The organism is Nannocystis sp. (genome assembly GCF_016714285.1).
Taxonomy (GTDB): Bacteria; Myxococcota_A; Polyangia; order Nannocystales; family Nannocystaceae; genus Nannocystis.
In genome coordinates, this window is sequence record NZ_JADJNN010000013.1 from 169,213 (window position 1) to 188,417 (window position 19,205).

Consider the following 19,205-nt stretch of genomic DNA (forward strand, 5'->3'; position numbering starts at 1 on the left):
GCCATGGCCATCCCCGCGACAACCTCCCAACGGATCCTGAGCGCGCTGCTCCTGGCCTGCGCGTCGGCCTGCGCCGCCAGCCCCTCCGAGCCGACCACCAGCGCGGCCAGCACCAGCACCGCGAGCACCGACGCGGCCAGCTCCGCGAGCGAGCTGCCGACCACCACCGCGACCGCGACCGGCACCAGCGACACGACCACCGCCCCGAGCACCGGCAGCGTGCAAGCCGACACCGGCTCCACCGCCAGCACCGTCGACGCGAGCACGACCGGCAACAACAACAGCACCACCGACAATACCGACACCACCGACACCACCACGACCGGCACGACCGGCACCACCGGCACCACCACGAGCACCGGCACCACCGGCGACCCGGAGGCCCTCGGCACGCTCTCCGGCGATTGCGGGCTCATCGACGCGATGGAGCTCGAGTCGCCCGCCCCGTTCGTGTTCACCAACGCGATCGACCTCGGCGTCGGCGGCTTCGACGAGGCCCTGCTCACCCCGGGCGGCATGCAGATGATCGCGGAGGGCGGCCTCAACGACGGCTCGCTCAAGTCCGAGGTCATCGCCTACGAGGTGCTCGCCCGCTGCGACATGGCGACCCTGCTCAAGACCGAGGCCAAGATCGTCTATCAGGACCCGATGGGCAAGAAGACCGACATCCTCGTCGAGCTGGACGGCGCCAAGGTCGGCGTCAGCGTCGTGCGGGCCGTCGGATTCCCCAAGCAGGACCCGTACACCGTCGCCCAGGCCACCACCATCCTCAAGAAGAAGCTCGGCGACATCCAGATCAGCTCCGGCAACGTCGCCCCCGAGGACGCCTGGGTGAAGCAGATCCTCCACGTCGTCGCCTACGCCCCGATGCACAGCGAGAGCATCGTCGCCGCCTACGCCGACCTCGACCCCCTGCTCAAGGCCGACACGATCCTCGTCGTCAGCGTGACCGACGGCGACGACGCCCTGCTTTACTGAGCTCACCGCCTCGCCCTAAGCTTGCAGCTGCAATGATGGCTGCCTCGCATACCCCCAAGCTCCCCGCGCGACTCGCCTCGCTGACGCTCGCTGCGCTCGTCGCCTGCACGGTCGACCCGGGCACGACCACCGAGGGCGCAGGCTCCACGACCGACGCGACCACCGCCGAGCCACCGACCACGACCACGCCGACGGCCGGCACCGACGATCCGAGCACCGGAGAACCCACCGGCGACCCGACCGGCGACCCCTTGCCACCGGCCGAGGTCCCGCAGGGCTGCAACCCGATCGCCTACGAGGCGGACTGCATGCTGCCCTACCCCTCCGACTGGTTCACCGTGCCGGACGCCTCGCTCCCGGGCGGGTTGCGCGTGGCGCTGAGCCCGGAGGCGACCCCGAAGACGCTCGAGGGCGTCGCCATCGACAACCTCCTGGCCCACCCAGCGGACGGCTTCTCGCAGCACATGCCGATCCTCGCGCTGTTCCCCGCGGGCATCGACACCACCGGCCTGACCTTCCACCTTGATGGCGGCGACGCGACCCTGAGCGCGACCAGCCCGACCCTCCTGCTCAACGCCGACACCGGCGAGCTGGTCCCCCACTGGGTCGAGCTCGACGCCATGACCGACGACCCGAAGAAGCAAGCGCTGATCGTCCGCCCGTTCGTGCGCCTCACCGCCAGCACCCGCTACATCGTCGCGTTCCAGGGCCTGACCGCCGCCAGCGGCGAGCGGGTCGCCCCGCCCCTCGGCTTCGCCCACCTGCTGCAAGGCGACGTGGCCGGCCATCCGCTGCTCGAGACCCTGGCCACCCGCTACGAGGCCGAGATCTTCCCGGCGCTCACCAAGCTCGGCGTGGCCCGCGACGACCTCCAGCTCGCGTGGGACTTCACCACAGCCTCCGACGAGCGCAACACCCGGGACATGTGGGCGATCCGCGACGACATCGTCGCCACCCTCGGCCAGGCCGGCCCGGCCCTCGAGGTCGACCTCGTGCTCCCGGAATACAGCGACGAGATCGCCCTGCGCGTCGAGGGCCGCATCGAGGTCCCCCTCTACCTCGAAGCCGACGAACCAATGGCCTGGCTGCACCGCGACGGCAAAGGCAACGTCGTCGCCAACGGCACCCACTGGGTCCCCTTCACCTTCCAGATCCCCACGACCGCCTTCCCCACCGAACCCGGCTTCGAGCCCCTGCGCATCATTCAGTTCGGCCACGGCTTCTTCGGCGAGCGCGAGGAGATCAACTGGAGCGCGATGCGGGCCTTCTCGAGCGAGCGCCGCGTCGCCATGATCGCCACCGAATGGGTGGGCATGGCCGCCGACGACCAGGGCGCGGTCGTCCAGACGATCTTCGACGACCCCGCCAACGTGTTCCTGTTCACCGACCGCCTCCACCAGGGCTTCGCCAACCAGCTCGCCCTCAGCTACGCAATCCAGACCACCCTCGCCGACGCCGAGGCGATGTCCGCGTTCAAGCAGCTGCTCTACGACCCCGACCAGCTGTACTGGTACGGCATCTCCCAGGGCTCCATCTTCGGCGCGACCTTCATGGCCCTCACGCCGACGATCGAGAAGGCGGTCCTGGACGTCGGGGGCGGCCCCTATTCGCTGATGATGACCCGCTCCGGCAGCTTCTCCGACCTGTTCTCGATCGTGAAGGTGGTGCTCGGCGACGAACCACTGACGGTCCAGAAGTTCATCGCGATGAGCCAGCACACCTGGGACCGCGTCGACCCGATCACCTACGCGCCGCGCGTGCTGCAAGACCCACCCAAGGACAGCCCGCCGCGAACAGTGCTGTTTAGCTTCGGCGTCGGCGACCACTCCGTCACCAACGTCGCCAGCCACCTGCTCCTGCGCGCGCTCGGCATCGACCTGCTCGCCCCGGCAGCCAAGGAGGTCTATGGCCTCGGCACCGTCCCAGCGCCCACCGCCGGCTCGGCCGCAGTGGTCGTCGATTTCATGTACCCGAATCCGGCCGGCATCGAGGCCAAGCTGCCCGACCCGCCGCCCGACGAGGAAAACGTCCACGAAGGCGTCCGCCGCAACCCGAAGATCAGGGACATGATCGACGCATTCCTGCGCCCCGGCGGCCAGATCGAGAACTTCTGCGACGGGCCCTGCGACCCCGAATGACCCCCCGCTGATACAATCTCGCCGCGATGGACTGGTTCAAGCGACACCTGCGCAACACCTTCCTGACCGGCATCTTCTCCGCGATCCCCATCGTCATCACCGTCGTCGTCATCTGGTACGTCGAGAAGCTCACCCGCGAACCGCTCAAGGCCCTCACCGGCGTCGACACCCCCTTCCTCGGCATCGCCGCCGCCATCGTCCTCCTCTACCTGCTCGGCCTCCTCGTCAACAGCCTCGTCGGCCGCTACCTCCTGCGCTGGCTCGACGCCCTCCTCCGCCGCGTCCCCGTGCTCAAGGACGTCTACGAGGCCTGGCGCCACATCACCCTCACCCCCGGCGGCAAGGAGGGCATCTACGCCAAGGTCGTGCTCGTCCCCACCGAGGGCGACGCCCTCGCCATGGGCTTCACCAGCGGCGAGTCCGTCCCCGGCAACCCCGAGCTGTGCTGCGTGTTCATCCCCGGCACCCCGAACCCCACCTCGGGGCGCCTCGTCTTCGCCCCCCGCGCCCGCTGCGTCGAGCTCGGCATCTCCGCCGAGGAGGCCTTCAAGTTCGCCCTCTCGGGCGGCAACTACGTGCCCGAGCCCGTCGGCCCGCGCTCGCTCGCCCGCTGACATTCGTAGGACCTTCGTTGGGCCACCGTTTGGCCGCTGCTGCCCGCCTGACCCCGTTCCCGCCTCCGGGCCTGGAGCTCCCGCATATGTGCTGCTTCGCCTTCCCGACCCCGACCTCGCTGCTCGCCCGCATGCTCGTGCGACCGATCCGCGTGCACAACACCCAGATCTTCGCCCGCCTCGACGGCCCGCAGCAGCTCGTCGCATATGCCATGAACCTGCGCGCCCGCAGCGAGGTCGCAATGATCTTGCCGCTCCCCGTCCGCCCCGGCGCCGACGAGGCTGACCTGCATTTCATCGACCTCTCCGCCGCCCCCGACCTCTTCGACCTGCTCCACCTCGCCTTCATGCCGCCGCCGATGCCCGCCGCCAAGGGCGGCTTCATGCCCCAGGGCATCTCCCGCAGCCGCCAGACGCTGATCGTCCGCCAGGTCGGCGCCTTCGAGGCCTCCTTCGTCCCCAGCATCGCCGACTTCGACCGCCTCGACCCCCGCTTCCGCCTGCCCGACGCCGTGTGGTCCGAGCTGCCCGTCCACGACTTCGGCTTCGCCGTGTTCAAGCTCCGCGAGACCGGCGGCGACGCCAAGATCCACCCGATGGCCTTCCGCTTCCCCACCCGCGACCCGGCCCGCATCTTCTTCCCCACCCTGCACATCCACGACGGCAAGGCCCACAGCCACGCCCGCTTCGACCACTCGCTCTACTACCAGCGCAGCGACAGCAGCGTCGATCCAGACCACGCCCGCCCGCTCTTCACCGAACTCGTCACCCGCGCCGCCGAGCGCTCCAACGGCCTCGTGCACCGCGAATGGCCGCTGGCCCGCGCGACCCTCACGGGCCGCCGGGCCAACGCCGACACCTGGTTCACGGCGTCGGGATCAGCGGCTTGATCTGCTCGATCAGCTGCTGCGAGAACACATACTCCATCACCGTCGCGCCCTCCTTCGTGTAACGCGTCGTGAAGTAGAAGTCGCCGAGGTCAGTGCCGAGGTTCTGCGGCACACCCTCCGTGCGCGCACCGTAGGCCGAGAGCCCGCGCACCCACGCCAGCAGCTCCTTGAGGTCGACCGCCAGCACGCCGGCCATCTCGCTGTCGCGCGCCAGCGCCTTCTGCAGCCCGGCCTCGCCGGCCACGTTGCCCGCGCCCGTGAAGCCAGCGATCACCCGCTTCAGGTACTTCGCCTCGGCCTTCGGCGCGACCGTGAAGATCACGCTGCCCCCGGCCTCTGCGCGATCGATGTTGATCAGGAGCCCGCCGAGGGTCTTGTCGACCATCGCCTTCGCATCCGGCGGCATGTTCTTCTCAATCTCGCCCTTGATCAACGCGCCCGGCTCGATCGTCCAGCGGTCGACCGCCGTGCCGTCGAGGCTCGCCGCGTCGGGCGTGAACTTCCAGCTCACGTACTGCGAGAACTGCGAGCCGAGCACCGCCTCCGGCGTGAAGCTGGCGGACCACGCCTTCCAACCATCACGCCCCGACTTGCCCGGCTGCAGCCGCCCCGCCATCGTCAGCCCGAAGATCGCCCCCTCCTCGCGCCCCAGCGCGACCAGGGTCTGGCCGTCGTAGAGCGCGGCGTTCTCCGTCTGGAACGCCGTGATCGCCGCCTCGACGCCCGCCGCGTCCCGACCGGTCAACGCACCCCACACCTCGCCGACCAGCTTGCGACCCTCGGCCGCGCTCTGCAGCGTGTAGGCCGCGTTGCTGATGTGGAGCGCCAGCAACGCCGCCGTCCCGCTCGGGGCCAGCCCCGCGAACGCCGGGTCGAGCCGCGCATCCCCGTACAGCGCCATGTCCTGCGCCATCCGGCTGCCCGCGGTCGGGAACAGCGCCCCGCCGAGCATCACCCCCGCCGGCTCGACGCTGAAGAAGAAGGTGAACTGCGAGAACTCGGACAGCCGGTCCATCGTCGTCTTGCTGCTGCGCTGGCGGTAGTCCGACCACGCCTTCACCGCGGCGTCGGCCGCCGGGTTGCCGGTCGGCGGCGGCGTCTGCCCGTTCATCTGCTCGAGGATCGGCGCCAGCAAGCTGCTGTAGCGCTGGGCCACCGTCGCCACGTAGGCGACGAACTCGACGTCGCCGTGGATGTCCGCCGCCCGGTCGACCACGTTGCGCTGCAGGTACGCCTGGGTCTTGGCGTGCGTCTCGGCCCCGCTGCTGGCGAACACCGTGTCGCCCGCGCCGGCGTCGACGTACACCGACTTGCCCTCGATCATGTACGCCGCCACGTGCCCGCCCGCGTCGGTCTGCTTGTTGGTGTCACCCAGGTCGGCCACGAAGGCCTTGGCCCCGCCCTTGTACCCGAAGGTGCAACCCAGCTTGATGTCGTCGAGCTTCGGCTCGACCAGCGCGCAGCCCAGCGGCGCCGCCAGGTCGTAGTTCATCGCCAGGTTGCTGCGCTTGTCCAGCGCCAGCGAGACGAAGCTGCGCAGCGCCCCCTCGTCGAGGAAGCCGGCGAAGCGCGCGGGCACCAGCTGGGTGCGAATGTCCGCCAGCAGCTGCGAGGGGCTGGCGATAGCGAAGTGACCGAGCACGTCGGGCTCGGCCTGCAGCGCGTGGATCGTCCCGCCGCTGCCCATCTTGACCGAGGCCACCACGGAGCTCGGCGCCGGCGGCTTGGCGATGTCTGGCGCCGTCCCGGTCGCGGTCCCCAGCTTGCTCGCGTCCTTACCGTCCACCGTCGCCGCAGCGCCGGTCTTGGCTTCGGGCTTCTTCGGCTCGTCCTTGCTGCAGGCGAACGCGACGAGCGAGGAAAGGAGCACGGCGAGCGTGCGAGGCGACGTGACAGAGAGCGCGTGTTGCATCGGTACGGGCGCGGAGAATAGACCACTCCGCGCCGGCGCGAAAGCCGGTGCACGCCTCCCCCGCCCGTCCCCCGGCGTCCCCACCCGACCCCGCAGAAACCCGCCAGCCCGGCGGGCCGCTTGCCCGGCGAACCCACGAACTTCGCCAGCTGGCCCGGCCAGCCCTTACTTCGCCTCGGCGCTCGCGCTGGCCTTCACCTTCACGCTCGCGCCGCCCTTCCCACCGCCGCCCCCGTCGCCGCCCTCGACCGGCTGCCCGTTGGTCTTCAGCGGGAACGACGGCGGCGTGTTCGGGTCGCAGTCCGGCGGCGGCCCGAAGCCGTCCGCGTTGAACTCCCACTCGAGCGAGCCCTTGCCCTTCGGGTCGTTCTTGCTGTTGGCGGTGATGCGGACCTCGTGCTTGCCCTTGCGCGCCGGCGTGCAGTAACTGAGCAGGTAGAAGCGCTTGGTGTGCTTCTCGATGCGCTCGGCGACCCGCTCGAAGGCCGTCTTGACCTCGGCCTGCTCGGTCGCCAGCTCGGTGCCGTCCTTGCCGACATCCTCCGAGCCCCGCCTTCTTGATCTCCGCGCCGACCCCGATCGCGTACATCTCGTAGTCGCTGTACTGCTCCTTCGCGATCTCCGTCTTCATCTCGTCGCGCGAGAACCGGGCCGCGCGGTCGGTGCCGTCGGAGAACACCACCAGGGTGCCGAACTTGAGCGGCTTCTTCTCCTTGTCGAGCCCCTTCTTCAGCTCCTTGAGCCCCTCGATCACCGCCCCGTGCAGGTTGGTCGACGGGTCCTTGGCCTTGTAGCTGCGCAGCCCCTCGAGCCCGCCGACCGCCGCGCCCTCCGACTCGGTGAAGGGCACCACCGACTTGATCTCCTTCTCGCCGTCGAACGCGTAGACCCCGACCTTCTGCGTCTTGCCCACGCGGTCGGTGAACAGCTCCGCCGCGTCGACCAACGAGTCGGTCGAGCCCGACTCGGTCACGCTGCCCGACACGTCGAGCAGCAGCATCGTGTACATCACCGCCGCGACCTCGGGGTTCTGGATCACCTGCTTGCTCTCGTAGACCGAGACCAGCTCGTCGTCCTCGTAGATCTCGAAGTCCTCCGCCTGCAGCCCCGCCACCGGCTCGTCACCCTTCTCGACCGTGAAGAACACCCACACGTTGTTCGGCTTCTTCTGCGCCGAGTTGAGCCGCGTCACCGTCAGGGCGCAGCCCGCCAGCGACACCGCCGCCGTCATGGCCACCGCGAGACGAGCCCGCCGCGACCAGAAATTCAACGGGCGCAGGATGGCCTTCAGCATGGAGCTTCGCTTCATCATCACGGGCAGGATTACCCCAGCCGGGGCAAGGCTTGTCAATCACGCTGCGGGCGGAAGCGGCCCGCGACATCCCCTCGCGGTCACGTCGACCCCGCCTGGAATTCACCGCCCCGGGCCGGTCCTGCACCCGCGACGCGGTCATGTCGACCCTCACCGCCCCGGGGCCGGCCCTGCACCCGCGACGCGGTCATGTCGACCCCGCCAGGGACTCACCGCCGGTCCCGCCCACGAGCCACACGCGGACTCGCCGCCCAGGCGTCCTGTGGCGAGCCGCACCCGACGCAAAGCACATGCCCGATCTCCCGCGCAGACGGCAGCAAACAGCGGTTGCGCCACGGTTGCGCCGTCGCTACCCCCGGCGTAGGCTGGTCCCCCCGAGGTTTCATGATTGGCATCCGACGCGCGATCTCCCTCCTCCTCCTCAGCCTGTTCTTCTGGAACTTCGTCCTCACGGCCCTGCTCGGCCCGGACGAGCTGTTCGCCTGCTTCACCGGCCTCTCGATCGTCTACGGCCTCGCCTTCGTCGGCGTCGCCGCGGAGTGGTTCTGGGCCCGCTGGTTCGCCATCGGCCTCGGCAACTTCGGCGCCCTGTCGCTGCTGACCCTCCTCCAGACCGGCCTCGAGCCCACCATCGCCGTGTTCGGCGCCTCCCACCTCATCGTCTCCCTGTTCCTCGCCGGCGAGGGCATGGCCGCCCGCTACGAGCACTCCGAGTCCACCGCCGAGCGCTGGCACTTCCAGGAGGAGTCGCTCGTGCTCATGCGCCGCGCCGTCAAGTCCGCCGGCATGTCGCTGCCCCTCCTCATCCTCTACCCCCTCGCCCCCGCCCCCGAGCTCCTGCACATGGTCGCCCTCGTCGCCGGCGTCGTCGGCGTCGCCGGCCTCCTGCGCGGCCGCACCTGGGGCCTCGCCGGCATGGGCATCGCCGGTGGCATCGCCCTCGCCGATGGTTGCGGCCTGCTCGGCGCCCCCACCGTCAGCTACCTCCTGCTCACCCCGAGTGGCTCCGTGGTCCTGTGGGGCTCCGCCTTCGCCCTGCTCGCCGGCAGCATGATCGCCGCCCCCCTCACCTTCGCCCGCCCGATCGCCCGCTTCCTCCGCGCCTGAGGCACCTGCGCTGCCCCCCAGCAGTGCAACACGCGGTCGGCTCCCAACAGCCGGCCGCTTTTTCTTTCAGCCCACGTGCCCGGCGCTCCCCAGCCCGAGCCGGCCGCTGTTGCTTTCGGCCCGACCGGCGCCCCGCCGCAATAGCTGCCGCTGACATTCGCGACCGAGCATTTTCCTGTCCCCCGCGAGCCCGCCGCGGCTAAGGTCCCGGCCATGCGCCTCGGCACCCTCCTCGCCGACCTGCCCGCCGAGTACCACGGCTGCTCCCCCGCCACCGAGATCGACGGCCTCGCCGTCGACTCCCGCCACGTCCGCCCCGGCCTCGCCTTCCTCGCCGTCCCCGGCCTCACCCACGACGGCCACGCCTTCCTCGCCCAGGCCGCAGCCGCCGGCGCCACCACCCTGCTGCTCCAACGCGGCCGCGCCCCGGCGCCCCAGCACCCGCACGTGTGGCTGAACGACACCGCCGCCGCCCTCCCGCAGCTCGCCGCCCGCAGCTTCGGCCAGCCCGCCAACCAGCTCCGCCTCGCCGGCGTCACCGGCACCAACGGCAAGACCACCGTCACCTATCTCGTCGCCGCGATGCTCCGCGCCGCCGCCCACCCGCACCTCCGCATCGGCACCGCCGGCAACTGGATCGTCGATCACGAGGCCCCCGCCGGCTTCACCACCCCCTTCCCGCTCGAGCTGCAGGCCCTCCTCGCCGCCGCCGTCGCCCGCGGCGCCACCGACCTCGTCATGGAGGTCTCCTCCCACGCCCTCGCCCAGGCCCGCGTCCAGCCCCTGCGCTACCACGCCGTCGGCCTCACCAGCTTCTCCCAGGACCACCTCGACTTCCACGGCGACATGGACGCCTACTTCGCCGCCAAGCGCCTGCTCGCCAGCGACTATCTCCGCCCCGATGGCCTCGCCGTCGCCGCCGTCGACGCCCAGCCCCGCGCCCACGAATTCCTGGCCGCCGCCCGCGACACCGGCGCCCGCGCCTGGCGAGCCTCCCGCGGCCGCGACCCCGACGCCGAGCTCTGTGTCCTCGAGGACATGTCCGTCGGGCCAGGCTTCGACCTGCGCGTGCGCACCCCCGCCGGCGAGGCCCACCTGCGCTCGCCGCTGATCGGCGCCTACAACCTCGACAACGCGCTCGTCGCTCTCGGCCTCGGCCTCGGCCTCGGCCTCGGCCTCACCCACTGCCTCGCCGGCCTCGCCAGCAGCCGCGGCGCCCCCGGCCGCCTCGAGCGCGTCGAGGTCCCCGGTGTCCCCGGCCCGACCGTCGTCGTCGACTACGCCCACACCCCCGACGCCGTCGCCCGCGCCCTCGAAGCCGTGCGCCCGGCCTGCCGCGGCCACCTGTGGATCGTGCTCGGCTGCGGCGGCGACCGCGACCCGAGCAAGCGCGCCCCCATGGGCCGCATCGCCGCCCAGGCCGCCGACCACTTCATCGCAACCTCGGACAACCCGCGCACCGAGGACCCGCCCGCCATCGTCGCCCAGATGCTCGCCGACATCCCCGCCAGCCACCGCCCCCGCGTCCGCGACATCGTCGACCGCGCGGCCGCGATCGATCACGCGATCGCCAGCGCCGGCCCCGACGACCTCATCCTCATCGCCGGAAAGGGCCACGAGGACTACCAGATCCTCGGCACCACCAAGGTCCACTTCGACGACCGCGAACACGCAACCCATGCGCTCGCCGCCCGCCCACGCCCCTGAGCACCGCCTTGCACCGCCCCAAGCGCCCGGGCTATCGTCGCCACCCTCAGGACCAAGACCATGACGCTCCGAACACTGTCCCTCGCCCTCCTGCTCAGCGCCCCCCTGCTCCCCGCCTGCGACAGCGGCGAAGGCGACGAAGGCGGAGAGGGCCCGAACGTCGACTGCGCCACCGTGACCCCGCCCAAGTACTCCGAGATCACCGCCTGGTCCAAGTGCGTCACCTGCCACAGCTCGACCCTCACCGGGGCCGCCCGCGCCAACGCCCCCGCAGCCATCAACTACGACACCTACGACGCCGCCAAAGCCAACGCCGCCACCGCCATCGACGAGGTCTACGAGGGCGCCATGCCCCCCGCCGGCAGCCCGCAACTCTCGGATGCCGAGAAGACGCAGATCTACAACTGGGCCTCCTGCGATACGCCAGATTAAGGCTCAGAACATCAACCAGGCCTACCTAGGCCTCATTTCGCCGCTTCAGTCCGCTTTCAGCCGTCGGCCCGTGTACCCTCCAGGTACCCGGGCCGACTCTGACTCCCCCAGTACTGTCACCAGACTGGCACCAAACGAAGCGCCCTATCCCCCCGCCAGAGGGCCCCTGGGCGTAATTGAGCCGCGAGGCGCCATGCCCAACTGGCACCGCGACTTCCACGCCGGAGTCCAGCCGGCTTCTCCCTCCGAACCCCTCAAGCCGCGAAACGCCGCCGATGCGCTGGCGAGCGGTGATGGACCATGGCCTCATCGACCGCCACAGATCGCGCAGGTCACGTTGCGCAGGGACTCCTCAAGGAACTCCGTGGCCGGGACCAGCGCATCGTCGGTGTTCGCCTGGCACTTGTCGGGGTGCTTGAGCGAGCAAATGTCATAACGACGGGTCTGCATCGGGTCGAAGATGTCGGAGAACTCGAGCAACTTCTCCGGCGCGGCGGCCTGACAGACGCCGGGATCCGCGAGGATGTCGGGGCCGACGATCGTCACGACACCGATCCGATCGTAGGCCTTGCCCGGACCGCGCAGCATGACGAGGTCGGACCCCCACCCCTGGGGCATAGGTGACCAGGGGTCTTGCAGGGGCGCCTGGTCGGCGTTCGTGAACAGCAGGACCAAGAGAGGGGCCGCCGGGCGAGCGAAGCCGTCGTTGCAACCCCCAGGCTGGCTCTTCTCCGGGGTGAGCGCCTCAAGGACCGCCTTGATCGGCTGCGGGTCGTCCTGTTCGGGCCACTCCGGGACTGTGCCGGCCGCCAGGATGCACAGGAGCCCGCTCCAGAACTTGTTTTCGTCACCCTGGATCGTCTCCGAGGCGAGGTACGAGAGCCCGCCGAGCACCGCCTCCACACAATGGTCGTTCGACCGCCCGACGGCAAGATCGCCGATGCCCCGGCACGCCTCGGGGTTCTCCGGAACGACGGAGGCCACTCCCAGAACTCGCTGTGCACCACCTTTGGTGCCGAAGCAGGCCAGGCCCTGTGGAGTAGGTTTACGGTCCACTACACGCCAAAACATGGGAGTTGGCTCAACCCTGCCGAGATCGAGGCGAGTCTCTGGTCGCATGAGTGCCATTTCAGGCTTGACTCGAGTCGAGGCCGCTTGCCTCGGGTCCATGACTCAGCGATTCATTCGCAGAACTTGCCTACGACTCCGGGTGGATCGCGCCACAAAACAGCGCCTCGCCGTCAAGCAGCCTGCTCGCGGCGTCCGGGCTCGCTCAGGGCGATCAGGAGCGCCGGAATGAAGTCGAGATCGCTGGTCTCCAGACCGAGCGCCATGAACGCGACGTCGGCGCTCTGCCAGAAGAAGCCGAAGCGGTCGGCCCGGTTGGGCTCCTCCATTCGCTCGCTGGGCAGGATGCCCTCGCGAAAGTAGCGCTCGCAGGCCCGCACATCGAGAGAGTGGAACCGCCGACAGTTGAATGGTCGGACCTCGTACACCGAGCACAGCCCGTTCTCGTTCAGAGGGCACAAAGACCCCGGCGTCCCCTGCGGATCGACGGGTAGCCTGTAAGCGGCGAATCGCTCGGCGAGCGCCGCCATTTGCACCCTGAGAACGTATCACCGATATATGCGGCGATCGTGAGCGCCTCCGACGATATCACCGTCACCGGCGTCACGCAGCAGTGGCTACATCCGGCAGCGCAGGCGATGCGCAGCCGGACGACGCCGACCGACACCTCGGTCGGGAGCTGCCTGGCAAACTGTTCATAACACCGGGTGAACTCCGCGATCGCGGCCACGACCCCCTGCTGGCGCAGGGCTTGACCGTCGAAGGCCGCCAGGATCCTCACCACCAGCTTCAAGTGCTCGTCGGTGGCCCGCAGCGGGATCTTCAGGCTGGGAACGATCTTGTATTTGGCGAGCAATTGTTGCTCGGTGACTCGCAGAGATTCGGAGGGCATTGTGGAGTGAGCCTTGCCGCATGGGTGCGAAGCAATGGCTACTACCCCGGCGACGATGGCCGCGGATCTGCCAGAAATTCAAGGACCTCGGCCGGTGCGTGCGCGTTGAACGGTCCCGCGGTCCGTCGGATGGCGACAAGCTCCATAGCACAGACACGGGTGGCCAGGGGGTCATCTACGCCGGGCAAGTCACCGCGCCCCTCGCTGTTCGAGCGCGTCGGCGAACGCGCGGACGGGGGCCTCGTCGACGCAGACGAGCGATCCTCGGCAGGTCCGTGATACGCTCCGCGGATGCGTAGCTCCCACGCCTCGCTTCTCTTCGTGGCCCTTGCCGCCTGTGGGGTAGACCGCGGCGACGCGACGAGCGACCCCTCCACGGGCGACGCCACGGGCCCCGGCCCGACCTCGGACCCGAGCTCGGCCGACTCCGCAACTGTCGAGACCGTCGGCACCACCGGCCGGGAGCCGACGACCAGCGCGACGAACCCGACGACCGACCCGTCCTCGGGCCCGTCCTCGGGCCCGAGCACGGCCACCGACAGCTCGGGCGACACGTCGTCGAGCGCGACCACCGATGGCACGGGCGGCGGCGAGGCCTGCGTCGACGACCACCGCGTCGTCGCCTTCGTCGCCAACTGGCAGGAGTGCCCCACGCCGGCGCAGATGGCGAATTGGAGCCATGCTGTGATCGCGTTCGCGGTCAGCTACACCTGGACCCCGAACGGCGTCATCTGCGACGAGAGCTGCACGATCGGCGCCGTCCCCGGGTGCAACGGCAAGAGCCTGGCCGAGCTCGCCGCCGACCTCCACGCCGCCGGCGTCAAGGTCCTCCTCAGCTTCGGCGGCGCCAGCATGGGCGGCGTCTGGGAGGGCACCTGCGGGCAAATGACGAAGTGCTGGGACCACTGCATCAGCAACACCCCCGCCGTCGTCGAGGCCCTCACCGGCCTTGTCGCCGACAACGACCTCGACGGCATCGACATCGACTACGAGTATTGCCTGCACGACGCGCCGCACCGGGACTTCGTCGCCGCCCTCACCACCGGCCTGCGCGCCGCGCTCGACGCCCTCCCGGCGGCCCGGAAGCTGGTGACCCACGCGCCGATGGACAGCGAGCTGCACGCCGGCGATCCGTACTTCGAGATCGTCGCTCAGCACGCTGATGCGATCAGCTTCCTCATGCCGCAGTACTACAACGGCGGCATGAACCCGTTCGACCCGAACGGCCTCGCCGCGATCGAGGACCACTACCGCGCGCTCGTCGACGGTCCGTTTGCCGGCGACGCCTCTCGCGTCGTCTTCGGCCATTGCATCGAGCCCGGTTGCAACCCCGTCGCCACCCAGCCCGCCGCCGTCACCGTCGCCCAGACCGTCGCCGGCTGGTATCCGAACGACGGCGGCGTGTTCTTCTGGGCCCACCCCAACGAATACGACGGCTGGTTCTCGGGCCCCTTCCGCCAGTTCTACGACCAGAACTTCTGCGGCGGCTGAGCCGGGCCCAGAGGGAGGCGAGGCTGCGGCAATCTGCGTGCATACGGGTCACCCGCCCTTCTTGACCTTGCCGGTCTGTGGCTGGCCGTCGCGGTCGATCGTCAGGGGCTTGCCGTCTCGCACGGCGCGGGCGCTGCCTCCCGCGAATGTGCCGATCTCGTCGAAGCTCGCCGCGACGACCTCGGTGCCGGTCTTGTCGATGAGGCCCCACTTGCCGCCGCTCACGCTGCAATGCTCGTCCTCGCAGCGCCGGGTGCAGCCGTCGCAGAACGCGGCCCGCCCGTCGGCGAAGGGCAGGGCGAAGCTGAAGCGCGCGGGGATCTGCTTGGCCCCGGACTCGTCGAAGAAGCCGATCTTCTCGCCCTCGACGAAGCGGGCGAGGCCCTCGGAGAATTCGTCCGGCCCGTTGTCGAAGATGAAGGGGCGCAGCAGCGGAGCGCCGTTACCGTCGATGCACACCCAGCCGTCGCCGTCGACCACGCAGGCCATGCCGCCTGGCGTGAACTCCTGGGCGACCTGGTAGCGCGCGGCGAGCACGACCTTCCCCTCGGCGTCCTTGAAGCCGACGAGGTCGCCGTCCTCGAAGCTCTTCCAGCCCGCGGTCGCGGGCCGCGGCTTCGTCGCAGCCAGGGGCAAGGCCGCGGCTGGCGCGGCTGGTGGAGTGACCGCGGCTGGTGGCGCGACCGCGGCTGGTGGCGCGACCGCGACTGGGGGGCTCGCGTCAGCGCCGGGTTTCGCGGCCGGCGCGGCCGGTGGTGAGCAGGCCGGGAGGATGACCCAAAGGACAGACGAGAGCAGCGTGCCGCGGCAGTGCATCGGCCGATCTTCCGGCGTGGTCACGAAAGCGGCAAGTCAATTATCGGCGCGGTCATGCGCACTTTTGGCCGCGTTCGCGCCATCACGCGGCCTCGACTCAGGCGCCCGCCTGGGCCTCGAGGAATGCCAGCACCTTGGCGGGGTCGTGACGCGGGCCGAGCTCGAGCGAGCCGGTCTCCTGGCGCGCGAGCACCTCGCCGGTCGCCGCGAGGACGAAGAGGTAGGGCACACCGTCCTTCGGGTTTGGGGCGAGCCGTGTGACGATCGACTCGTGGGCGACCGTGTCGAGCTTGAGCTCCACGAACGATCGCTCGAGGCGGGCGCCAATCGCCGGATCGCGGCGAAACAGCAGGTGCAGCTTGTGGCACCATACGCACCAGTTGCCGCCGATCGTCACCAGCACCCGCTTGTTCTGCTCGCGCGCCTGGGCCAGCGCCTGCTCGAACAGCGCGTCGCCGTCGGCCTTGAGGTCGTAGATCTCCGGCTCGGCCTTGACGTCGAGCTTCTCGGGCACCAGCTCCGCCGCTGCCACCGTCGGAGCTGTCGGAGCCGTCGCCGCTGGTGATGCCGCTGGTGATGCCGCTGGCGCCGGCTCGGCTGGCCCGCAGGCGAACAGGGACAGGACATACAGACCGTGGGCGACGCGCACGAGAGACTCGTACCACGCGGCGCGCGGGCTGGACAGTGCTCGCCATGCCTCATGGTAGGGTCGCGCCCACGATGGGCACGCGCATGTCGCAGGCCGACGAGACCGCGGCCAGGACCAGGCTGCTCGCCGCGCTCGCGGGGCAATGACCTGTCCCGCCACGCGGCGGAAGCAAGTGCGAGCATACGCAGCCCGGCTCGCTATTCCCGGGTCGACCCGGGCGCCGGCTCGGCCGGCCGCGGATAGACGATCTGCAGCTTGATGATGCGGCGCTTGAGCGCGTGCCGGGTGATGCCGAGCAGCTGGGCCGCGCCGACCATGTTGCCGGCGAGATCGAGGGCGGCGACGCAGAGGCGGCGCTCGGCGGCGGCGAGGTTGAAGTCTTCAAGGATGATCTGCGGCATGACTCCCCATTAGCCCGGCTGCTTGTCCTGGCGCAGATCAAGCTCGCGCCCTGAAGACCTCCGCCATGGGGAGCTCCGGGGCACGCCAGGCTGCGCATTCGCGCGCGAAAGTCTATGATGCGGCGATGATCTACCGATCACTCGCGTGTTTGTTGTCCGTCGGGACGCTGGCCTGTGGGGACACGGGCGGAGGCGCCGGTGGCGGGACCAGCGAGACGGGTGCGACGGCCTCCACCGGCGGCGCGGGCACGACGGGGCCGGCCTCGACCTCGACGCCGACCTCGGACGGTGAGACCGGTGCATCGGGTGGTGTGGGCGAGAGCTCGGGCGGCGAGAGCGAGAGCTCGGGCGGCCCGGCGGGGCCGGTGCGTGAGCGCCTCTACGTCGGCACCGGCGAGTTCGACCCGATGCGCGACTGGCACGGGATCGTCCGCTTCGACGACATCACGGGGGTCAACAGCGCCAAGACCGGACCCGTCGATCCGGACGGTACGGTCAATGTCAAGATGTCGAGCGACGCGCAGGGGGTGCACCTCAACTTCGTGCACACCATCTTCGTCCGCGAGGACCGCGACGAGCTGTACGCGGGCGCCCTGTTCACGACGACGGAGGGCGAGCCCTGCCCGATGGCCAGCCTGTGCGGGTCGGTCGCGGTCTTCGCCGGTGCGTCGCAGCTGGACGGGCCGCAGGTGGCGACGCGCAGCCTGTTCGGCCCGACGACCACCCTGCGGCTGCCACACGGCGTTTGGGTCGACGAGACGCGCGACATCCTGTATGTCGCCAACACCTTCGCGGGGTCGATCCTGGTGTGGGACAAGGCCTCGGAGGTCGACGGCGACATCAAGCCCGACCGCACGATCACGTGGCAGGATATGGGCGCGCCCGTGTACATATACGTCGACGCGGCGACCGACCGCGCCTTCGTGGCGGCGATGCCGATGATCGGCGGCAAGCAGCCGCAGGTGCTCATCTACGAGAACATCTCCACCCGCAACGGGCCCTCGCTGCCGAACCTCCTGGTCGCCGGGCCGAACACGCGACTCGACATCGGCAACCCGACGACCCACAACACCTGGTTCATCGCCAAGGGGGAGATCCTCGCGGTCGCCCACCACACCAACGAGGTGCTGTTCTACTCGCTCAAGGGCGCACATTGGGGCAACAAGGGACCGACCGAGGTGCTCGACCTGGCGCCGCGTGTGCTGTCGATCCACGAGGCCGAGGACGACTCGGATATGGGGCAATGGAGCGCGTACGGGCTGTTCTATCGCCCGGAGGGCGACCGAATGTTCGTCGCCGCCGGTTACACGCCGATGGGTCCGCCCGCGGCGAACTCCGATCAGCACGCAGTAAAGGTGTATGAGAACGTGTCAGATCCGGCGACGCAGGGGCGGGTCCCGCCGATCGCGGAGCTCCGCTGGACCAACGTCGATCATTACTTCCCGCCGCAGCCGCTGTGGGTCACGCGCTGGGAGGAGTAGTCGCGGCTGCGCGCCGCGGCGCCGCCGTCGGGTACACGCGTGAGACACGATCCTGCGGCGCGTGCGTACATGCGAGGATGCACCCGCTGCCGCCCCCCACCGAGCCCCTCTCCTGGCCGCTGAAGCTCGTGACCCTGGTGTTCTCGGGCACCGTCGCCAGCATGGCGATCGCCCGCGCCGGGCTGGCCGGCTGCAGCGCAGCCCCGCCGGCGCAGGTGCCCGCGAAGGCCACGCCGGTGACCTCGCAGGCCGCGCAGGTGCCCGCGAAGGCCACGCCGGTGGCCTCGCAGGCCGCGCCCACGCCCACGCCCGCCACGCCCACGCCCGCCACGCCCACGCCCACGCCCACGTCCACGTCCACGCCGGTGCGGGACCTCGCCGAAGCCGAGCTGCCCGACCGCTATTTCGGGGGCGCCAAGTCCGACGATGAGGTCTGGGTCCCGGCGCCTGCCAGGCCGGACCCGAAGGGGCAGCCGGCGCAACGAGGCCAGCGATGACGGCCGCGCTGTGGACGGCGGTGGCCAGCCTCACGGTGCTGGTGCTCGTGTTCACGCCGCTCGAGCGCGTATTCCCGGCGCGGCCGGGGCAGCCGGCGCTGCGACCTGAATGGACGATCGACCTCGCGTTCTTCCTCGGCCAGTACCTCGTGTTCGGCGTCCTGGTGGTGGCGGCGCTCCACGCCGTGCACGCCGCGATCCTGCCGGTGTCCCTCGATGCCTGGTCCGGCGGGCTGCCGCTGTGGGCCCAGGTCGTCGTGGCGCTGGTGCTCGGCGATCTACTGACATACTGGTTCCACCGCGCCTGCCATCGATATGCGTGGCTCTGGCGCTTCCACGCGGTCCACCACAGCAGCGAGCGCCTCGACTGGCTGGCCGCGCACCGCGAGCATCCGGTCGACGGCGTGATCACGCAGATCTGCATCAACCTCCCGGGCATGCTGCTCGGGCTGCCCTTCGCGGCGATCGGCGGCCTGATCGTGTTCCGTGGCTTGTGGGCGATCTTCATCCACAGCAACGTCCGCGTGCCGCTCGGGCCGCTGCGCGTGCTGCTGGGCGCCTCGGAGCTGCACCACTGGCACCACGCCCGGACCACCCGCACGCGCCACAACTTCGCCAACCTCGCCCCCTACCTCGACCTGCTGTTTGGCACCTACCACCGCCCGCGCGAGCCAGAGACCTATCCCCTCGGCCTCGCGGAGCCATGGCCACGCAGATACCTCGCGCAGCTGCTGCGGCCATTTCGTACCGGGGCGCCCTGATGGAATACCCCGCGCTTTCCCGCATCGCCTCGCCGAGACCCTTGCCCGCCGGGCGAAGC

19 protein-coding genes are annotated in these 19,205 nt (G+C 70.1%); 11 read left to right on the top strand and 8 right to left on the bottom strand.

Annotated features, from left to right (window positions below; genetic code table 11):
* Positions 1-3 precede the first annotated feature (3 nt).
* The 4 genes from IPJ59_RS22855 to IPJ59_RS22870 all read left to right on the top strand — a co-directional run bounded on the left by IPJ59_RS22855 (position 4) and on the right by IPJ59_RS22870 (position 4,620).
* Positions 4-978: a hypothetical protein gene (locus IPJ59_RS22855; RefSeq protein WP_293273288.1), complete on the top strand. Its 975-nt coding sequence runs from the start codon at positions 4-6 to the stop codon at positions 976-978.
* Positions 979-1,013: 35 nt separating this feature from the next.
* Positions 1,014-3,116: a hypothetical protein gene (locus tag IPJ59_RS22860; RefSeq protein WP_293247590.1), complete on the top strand. Its 2,103-nt coding sequence runs from the start codon at positions 1,014-1,016 to the stop codon at positions 3,114-3,116.
* Positions 3,117-3,142: 26 nt separating this feature from the next.
* Entirely contained in the window at positions 3,143-3,730 is a 588-nt protein-coding gene (locus IPJ59_RS22865) for a DUF502 domain-containing protein (protein ID WP_293247588.1), read from the top strand.
* 86 nt (positions 3,731-3,816) lie between these two features.
* A complete protein-coding gene (locus IPJ59_RS22870) occupies positions 3,817-4,620 on the top strand; it encodes a hypothetical protein (protein WP_293247586.1) in 804 nt (267 codons plus the stop codon).
* On the opposite strand, the gene IPJ59_RS22875 is transcribed toward IPJ59_RS22870, so the two are convergent.
* Positions 4,595-6,490, bottom strand: a complete 1,896-nt coding sequence (locus IPJ59_RS22875) for a hypothetical protein (protein ID WP_293273289.1) — start codon at positions 6,488-6,490, stop codon at positions 4,595-4,597. The genes IPJ59_RS22870 and IPJ59_RS22875 overlap by 26 nt on opposite strands.
* Positions 6,396-7,826 carry a vWA domain-containing protein gene (locus tag IPJ59_RS22880; RefSeq protein ID WP_293273290.1) on the bottom strand — a complete coding sequence of 477 codons (1,431 nt, stop codon included), beginning with the start codon at positions 7,824-7,826 and terminating at the stop codon, positions 6,396-6,398. Before IPJ59_RS22880 ends, IPJ59_RS22875 begins: the two co-directional genes overlap by 95 nt.
* A gap of 402 nt (positions 7,827-8,228) precedes the next feature.
* Between IPJ59_RS22880 and IPJ59_RS22885 the strand changes: the two genes are divergently transcribed.
* The 3 genes from IPJ59_RS22885 (at position 8,229) to IPJ59_RS22895 (ending at position 11,090) form a co-directional block, all read left to right on the top strand.
* Positions 8,229-8,951, top strand: coding sequence for a hypothetical protein (locus IPJ59_RS22885; RefSeq protein ID WP_293273291.1), 723 nt, complete (start codon positions 8,229-8,231; stop codon positions 8,949-8,951).
* Between the two features lie 213 nt (positions 8,952-9,164).
* On the top strand, positions 9,165-10,658 hold the full coding sequence (locus IPJ59_RS22890; protein WP_293247575.1) for a UDP-N-acetylmuramoyl-L-alanyl-D-glutamate--2,6-diaminopimelate ligase: 1,494 nt from the start codon (positions 9,165-9,167) through the stop codon (positions 10,656-10,658).
* Positions 10,659-10,718: 60 nt separating this feature from the next.
* Positions 10,719-11,090, top strand: coding sequence for a c-type cytochrome (locus tag IPJ59_RS22895; RefSeq protein ID WP_293273292.1), 372 nt, complete (start codon positions 10,719-10,721; stop codon positions 11,088-11,090).
* Positions 11,091-11,396: 306 nt separating this feature from the next.
* Here the strand turns inward: IPJ59_RS22895 and IPJ59_RS22900 are convergent, their stop codons facing one another.
* The 3 genes from IPJ59_RS22900 to IPJ59_RS22910 form a co-directional block, all read right to left on the bottom strand.
* A complete protein-coding gene (locus IPJ59_RS22900) occupies positions 11,397-12,074 on the bottom strand; it encodes a hypothetical protein (RefSeq protein WP_293273352.1) in 678 nt (225 codons plus the stop codon).
* A 257-nt stretch (positions 12,075-12,331) separates the two neighbouring features.
* The gene (locus IPJ59_RS22905) at positions 12,332-12,538 is read right to left on the bottom strand and encodes a hypothetical protein (RefSeq protein WP_293273353.1); all 207 of its coding nucleotides are present in this window, start codon (positions 12,536-12,538) and stop codon (positions 12,332-12,334) included.
* Positions 12,539-12,606: 68 nt separating this feature from the next.
* Positions 12,607-13,050, bottom strand: coding sequence for a hypothetical protein (locus IPJ59_RS22910; RefSeq protein WP_293273293.1), 444 nt, complete (start codon positions 13,048-13,050; stop codon positions 12,607-12,609).
* Between the two features lie 291 nt (positions 13,051-13,341).
* Between IPJ59_RS22910 and IPJ59_RS22915 the strand changes: the two genes are divergently transcribed.
* On the top strand, positions 13,342-14,541 hold the full coding sequence (locus tag IPJ59_RS22915) for a glycosyl hydrolase family 18 protein (RefSeq protein ID WP_293273294.1): 1,200 nt from the start codon (positions 13,342-13,344) through the stop codon (positions 14,539-14,541).
* A 48-nt stretch (positions 14,542-14,589) separates the two neighbouring features.
* Here the strand turns inward: IPJ59_RS22915 and IPJ59_RS22920 are convergent, their stop codons facing one another.
* The 3 genes from IPJ59_RS22920 to IPJ59_RS22930 form a co-directional block, all read right to left on the bottom strand.
* Positions 14,590-15,177 (bottom strand): WG repeat-containing protein, encoded by a 588-nt coding sequence (locus IPJ59_RS22920; protein ID WP_293247557.1) that lies wholly within the window; start codon positions 15,175-15,177, stop codon positions 14,590-14,592.
* 277 nt (positions 15,178-15,454) lie between these two features.
* On the bottom strand, positions 15,455-16,006 hold the full coding sequence (locus IPJ59_RS22925) for a thioredoxin family protein (RefSeq protein WP_293273295.1): 552 nt from the start codon (positions 16,004-16,006) through the stop codon (positions 15,455-15,457).
* A 197-nt stretch (positions 16,007-16,203) separates the two neighbouring features.
* The gene (locus tag IPJ59_RS22930; protein WP_293247551.1) at positions 16,204-16,407 is read right to left on the bottom strand and encodes a helix-turn-helix domain-containing protein; all 204 of its coding nucleotides are present in this window, start codon (positions 16,405-16,407) and stop codon (positions 16,204-16,206) included.
* A gap of 125 nt (positions 16,408-16,532) precedes the next feature.
* Here IPJ59_RS22930 and IPJ59_RS22935 point away from each other — a divergent pair, with 125 nt between their 5' ends.
* The 3 genes from IPJ59_RS22935 to IPJ59_RS22945 all read left to right on the top strand — a co-directional run bounded on the left by IPJ59_RS22935 (position 16,533) and on the right by IPJ59_RS22945 (position 19,146).
* Positions 16,533-17,888 (top strand): LVIVD repeat-containing protein, encoded by a 1,356-nt coding sequence (locus IPJ59_RS22935; protein WP_293273296.1) that lies wholly within the window; start codon positions 16,533-16,535, stop codon positions 17,886-17,888.
* A gap of 77 nt (positions 17,889-17,965) precedes the next feature.
* The gene (locus IPJ59_RS22940; RefSeq protein ID WP_293273297.1) at positions 17,966-18,385 is read left to right on the top strand and encodes a hypothetical protein; all 420 of its coding nucleotides are present in this window, start codon (positions 17,966-17,968) and stop codon (positions 18,383-18,385) included.
* The gene (locus tag IPJ59_RS22945; protein WP_293273298.1) at positions 18,382-19,146 is read left to right on the top strand and encodes a sterol desaturase family protein; all 765 of its coding nucleotides are present in this window, start codon (positions 18,382-18,384) and stop codon (positions 19,144-19,146) included. The genes IPJ59_RS22940 and IPJ59_RS22945 overlap by 4 nt, the downstream gene beginning before the upstream one ends.
* Positions 19,147-19,205: the final 59 nt, after the last annotated feature.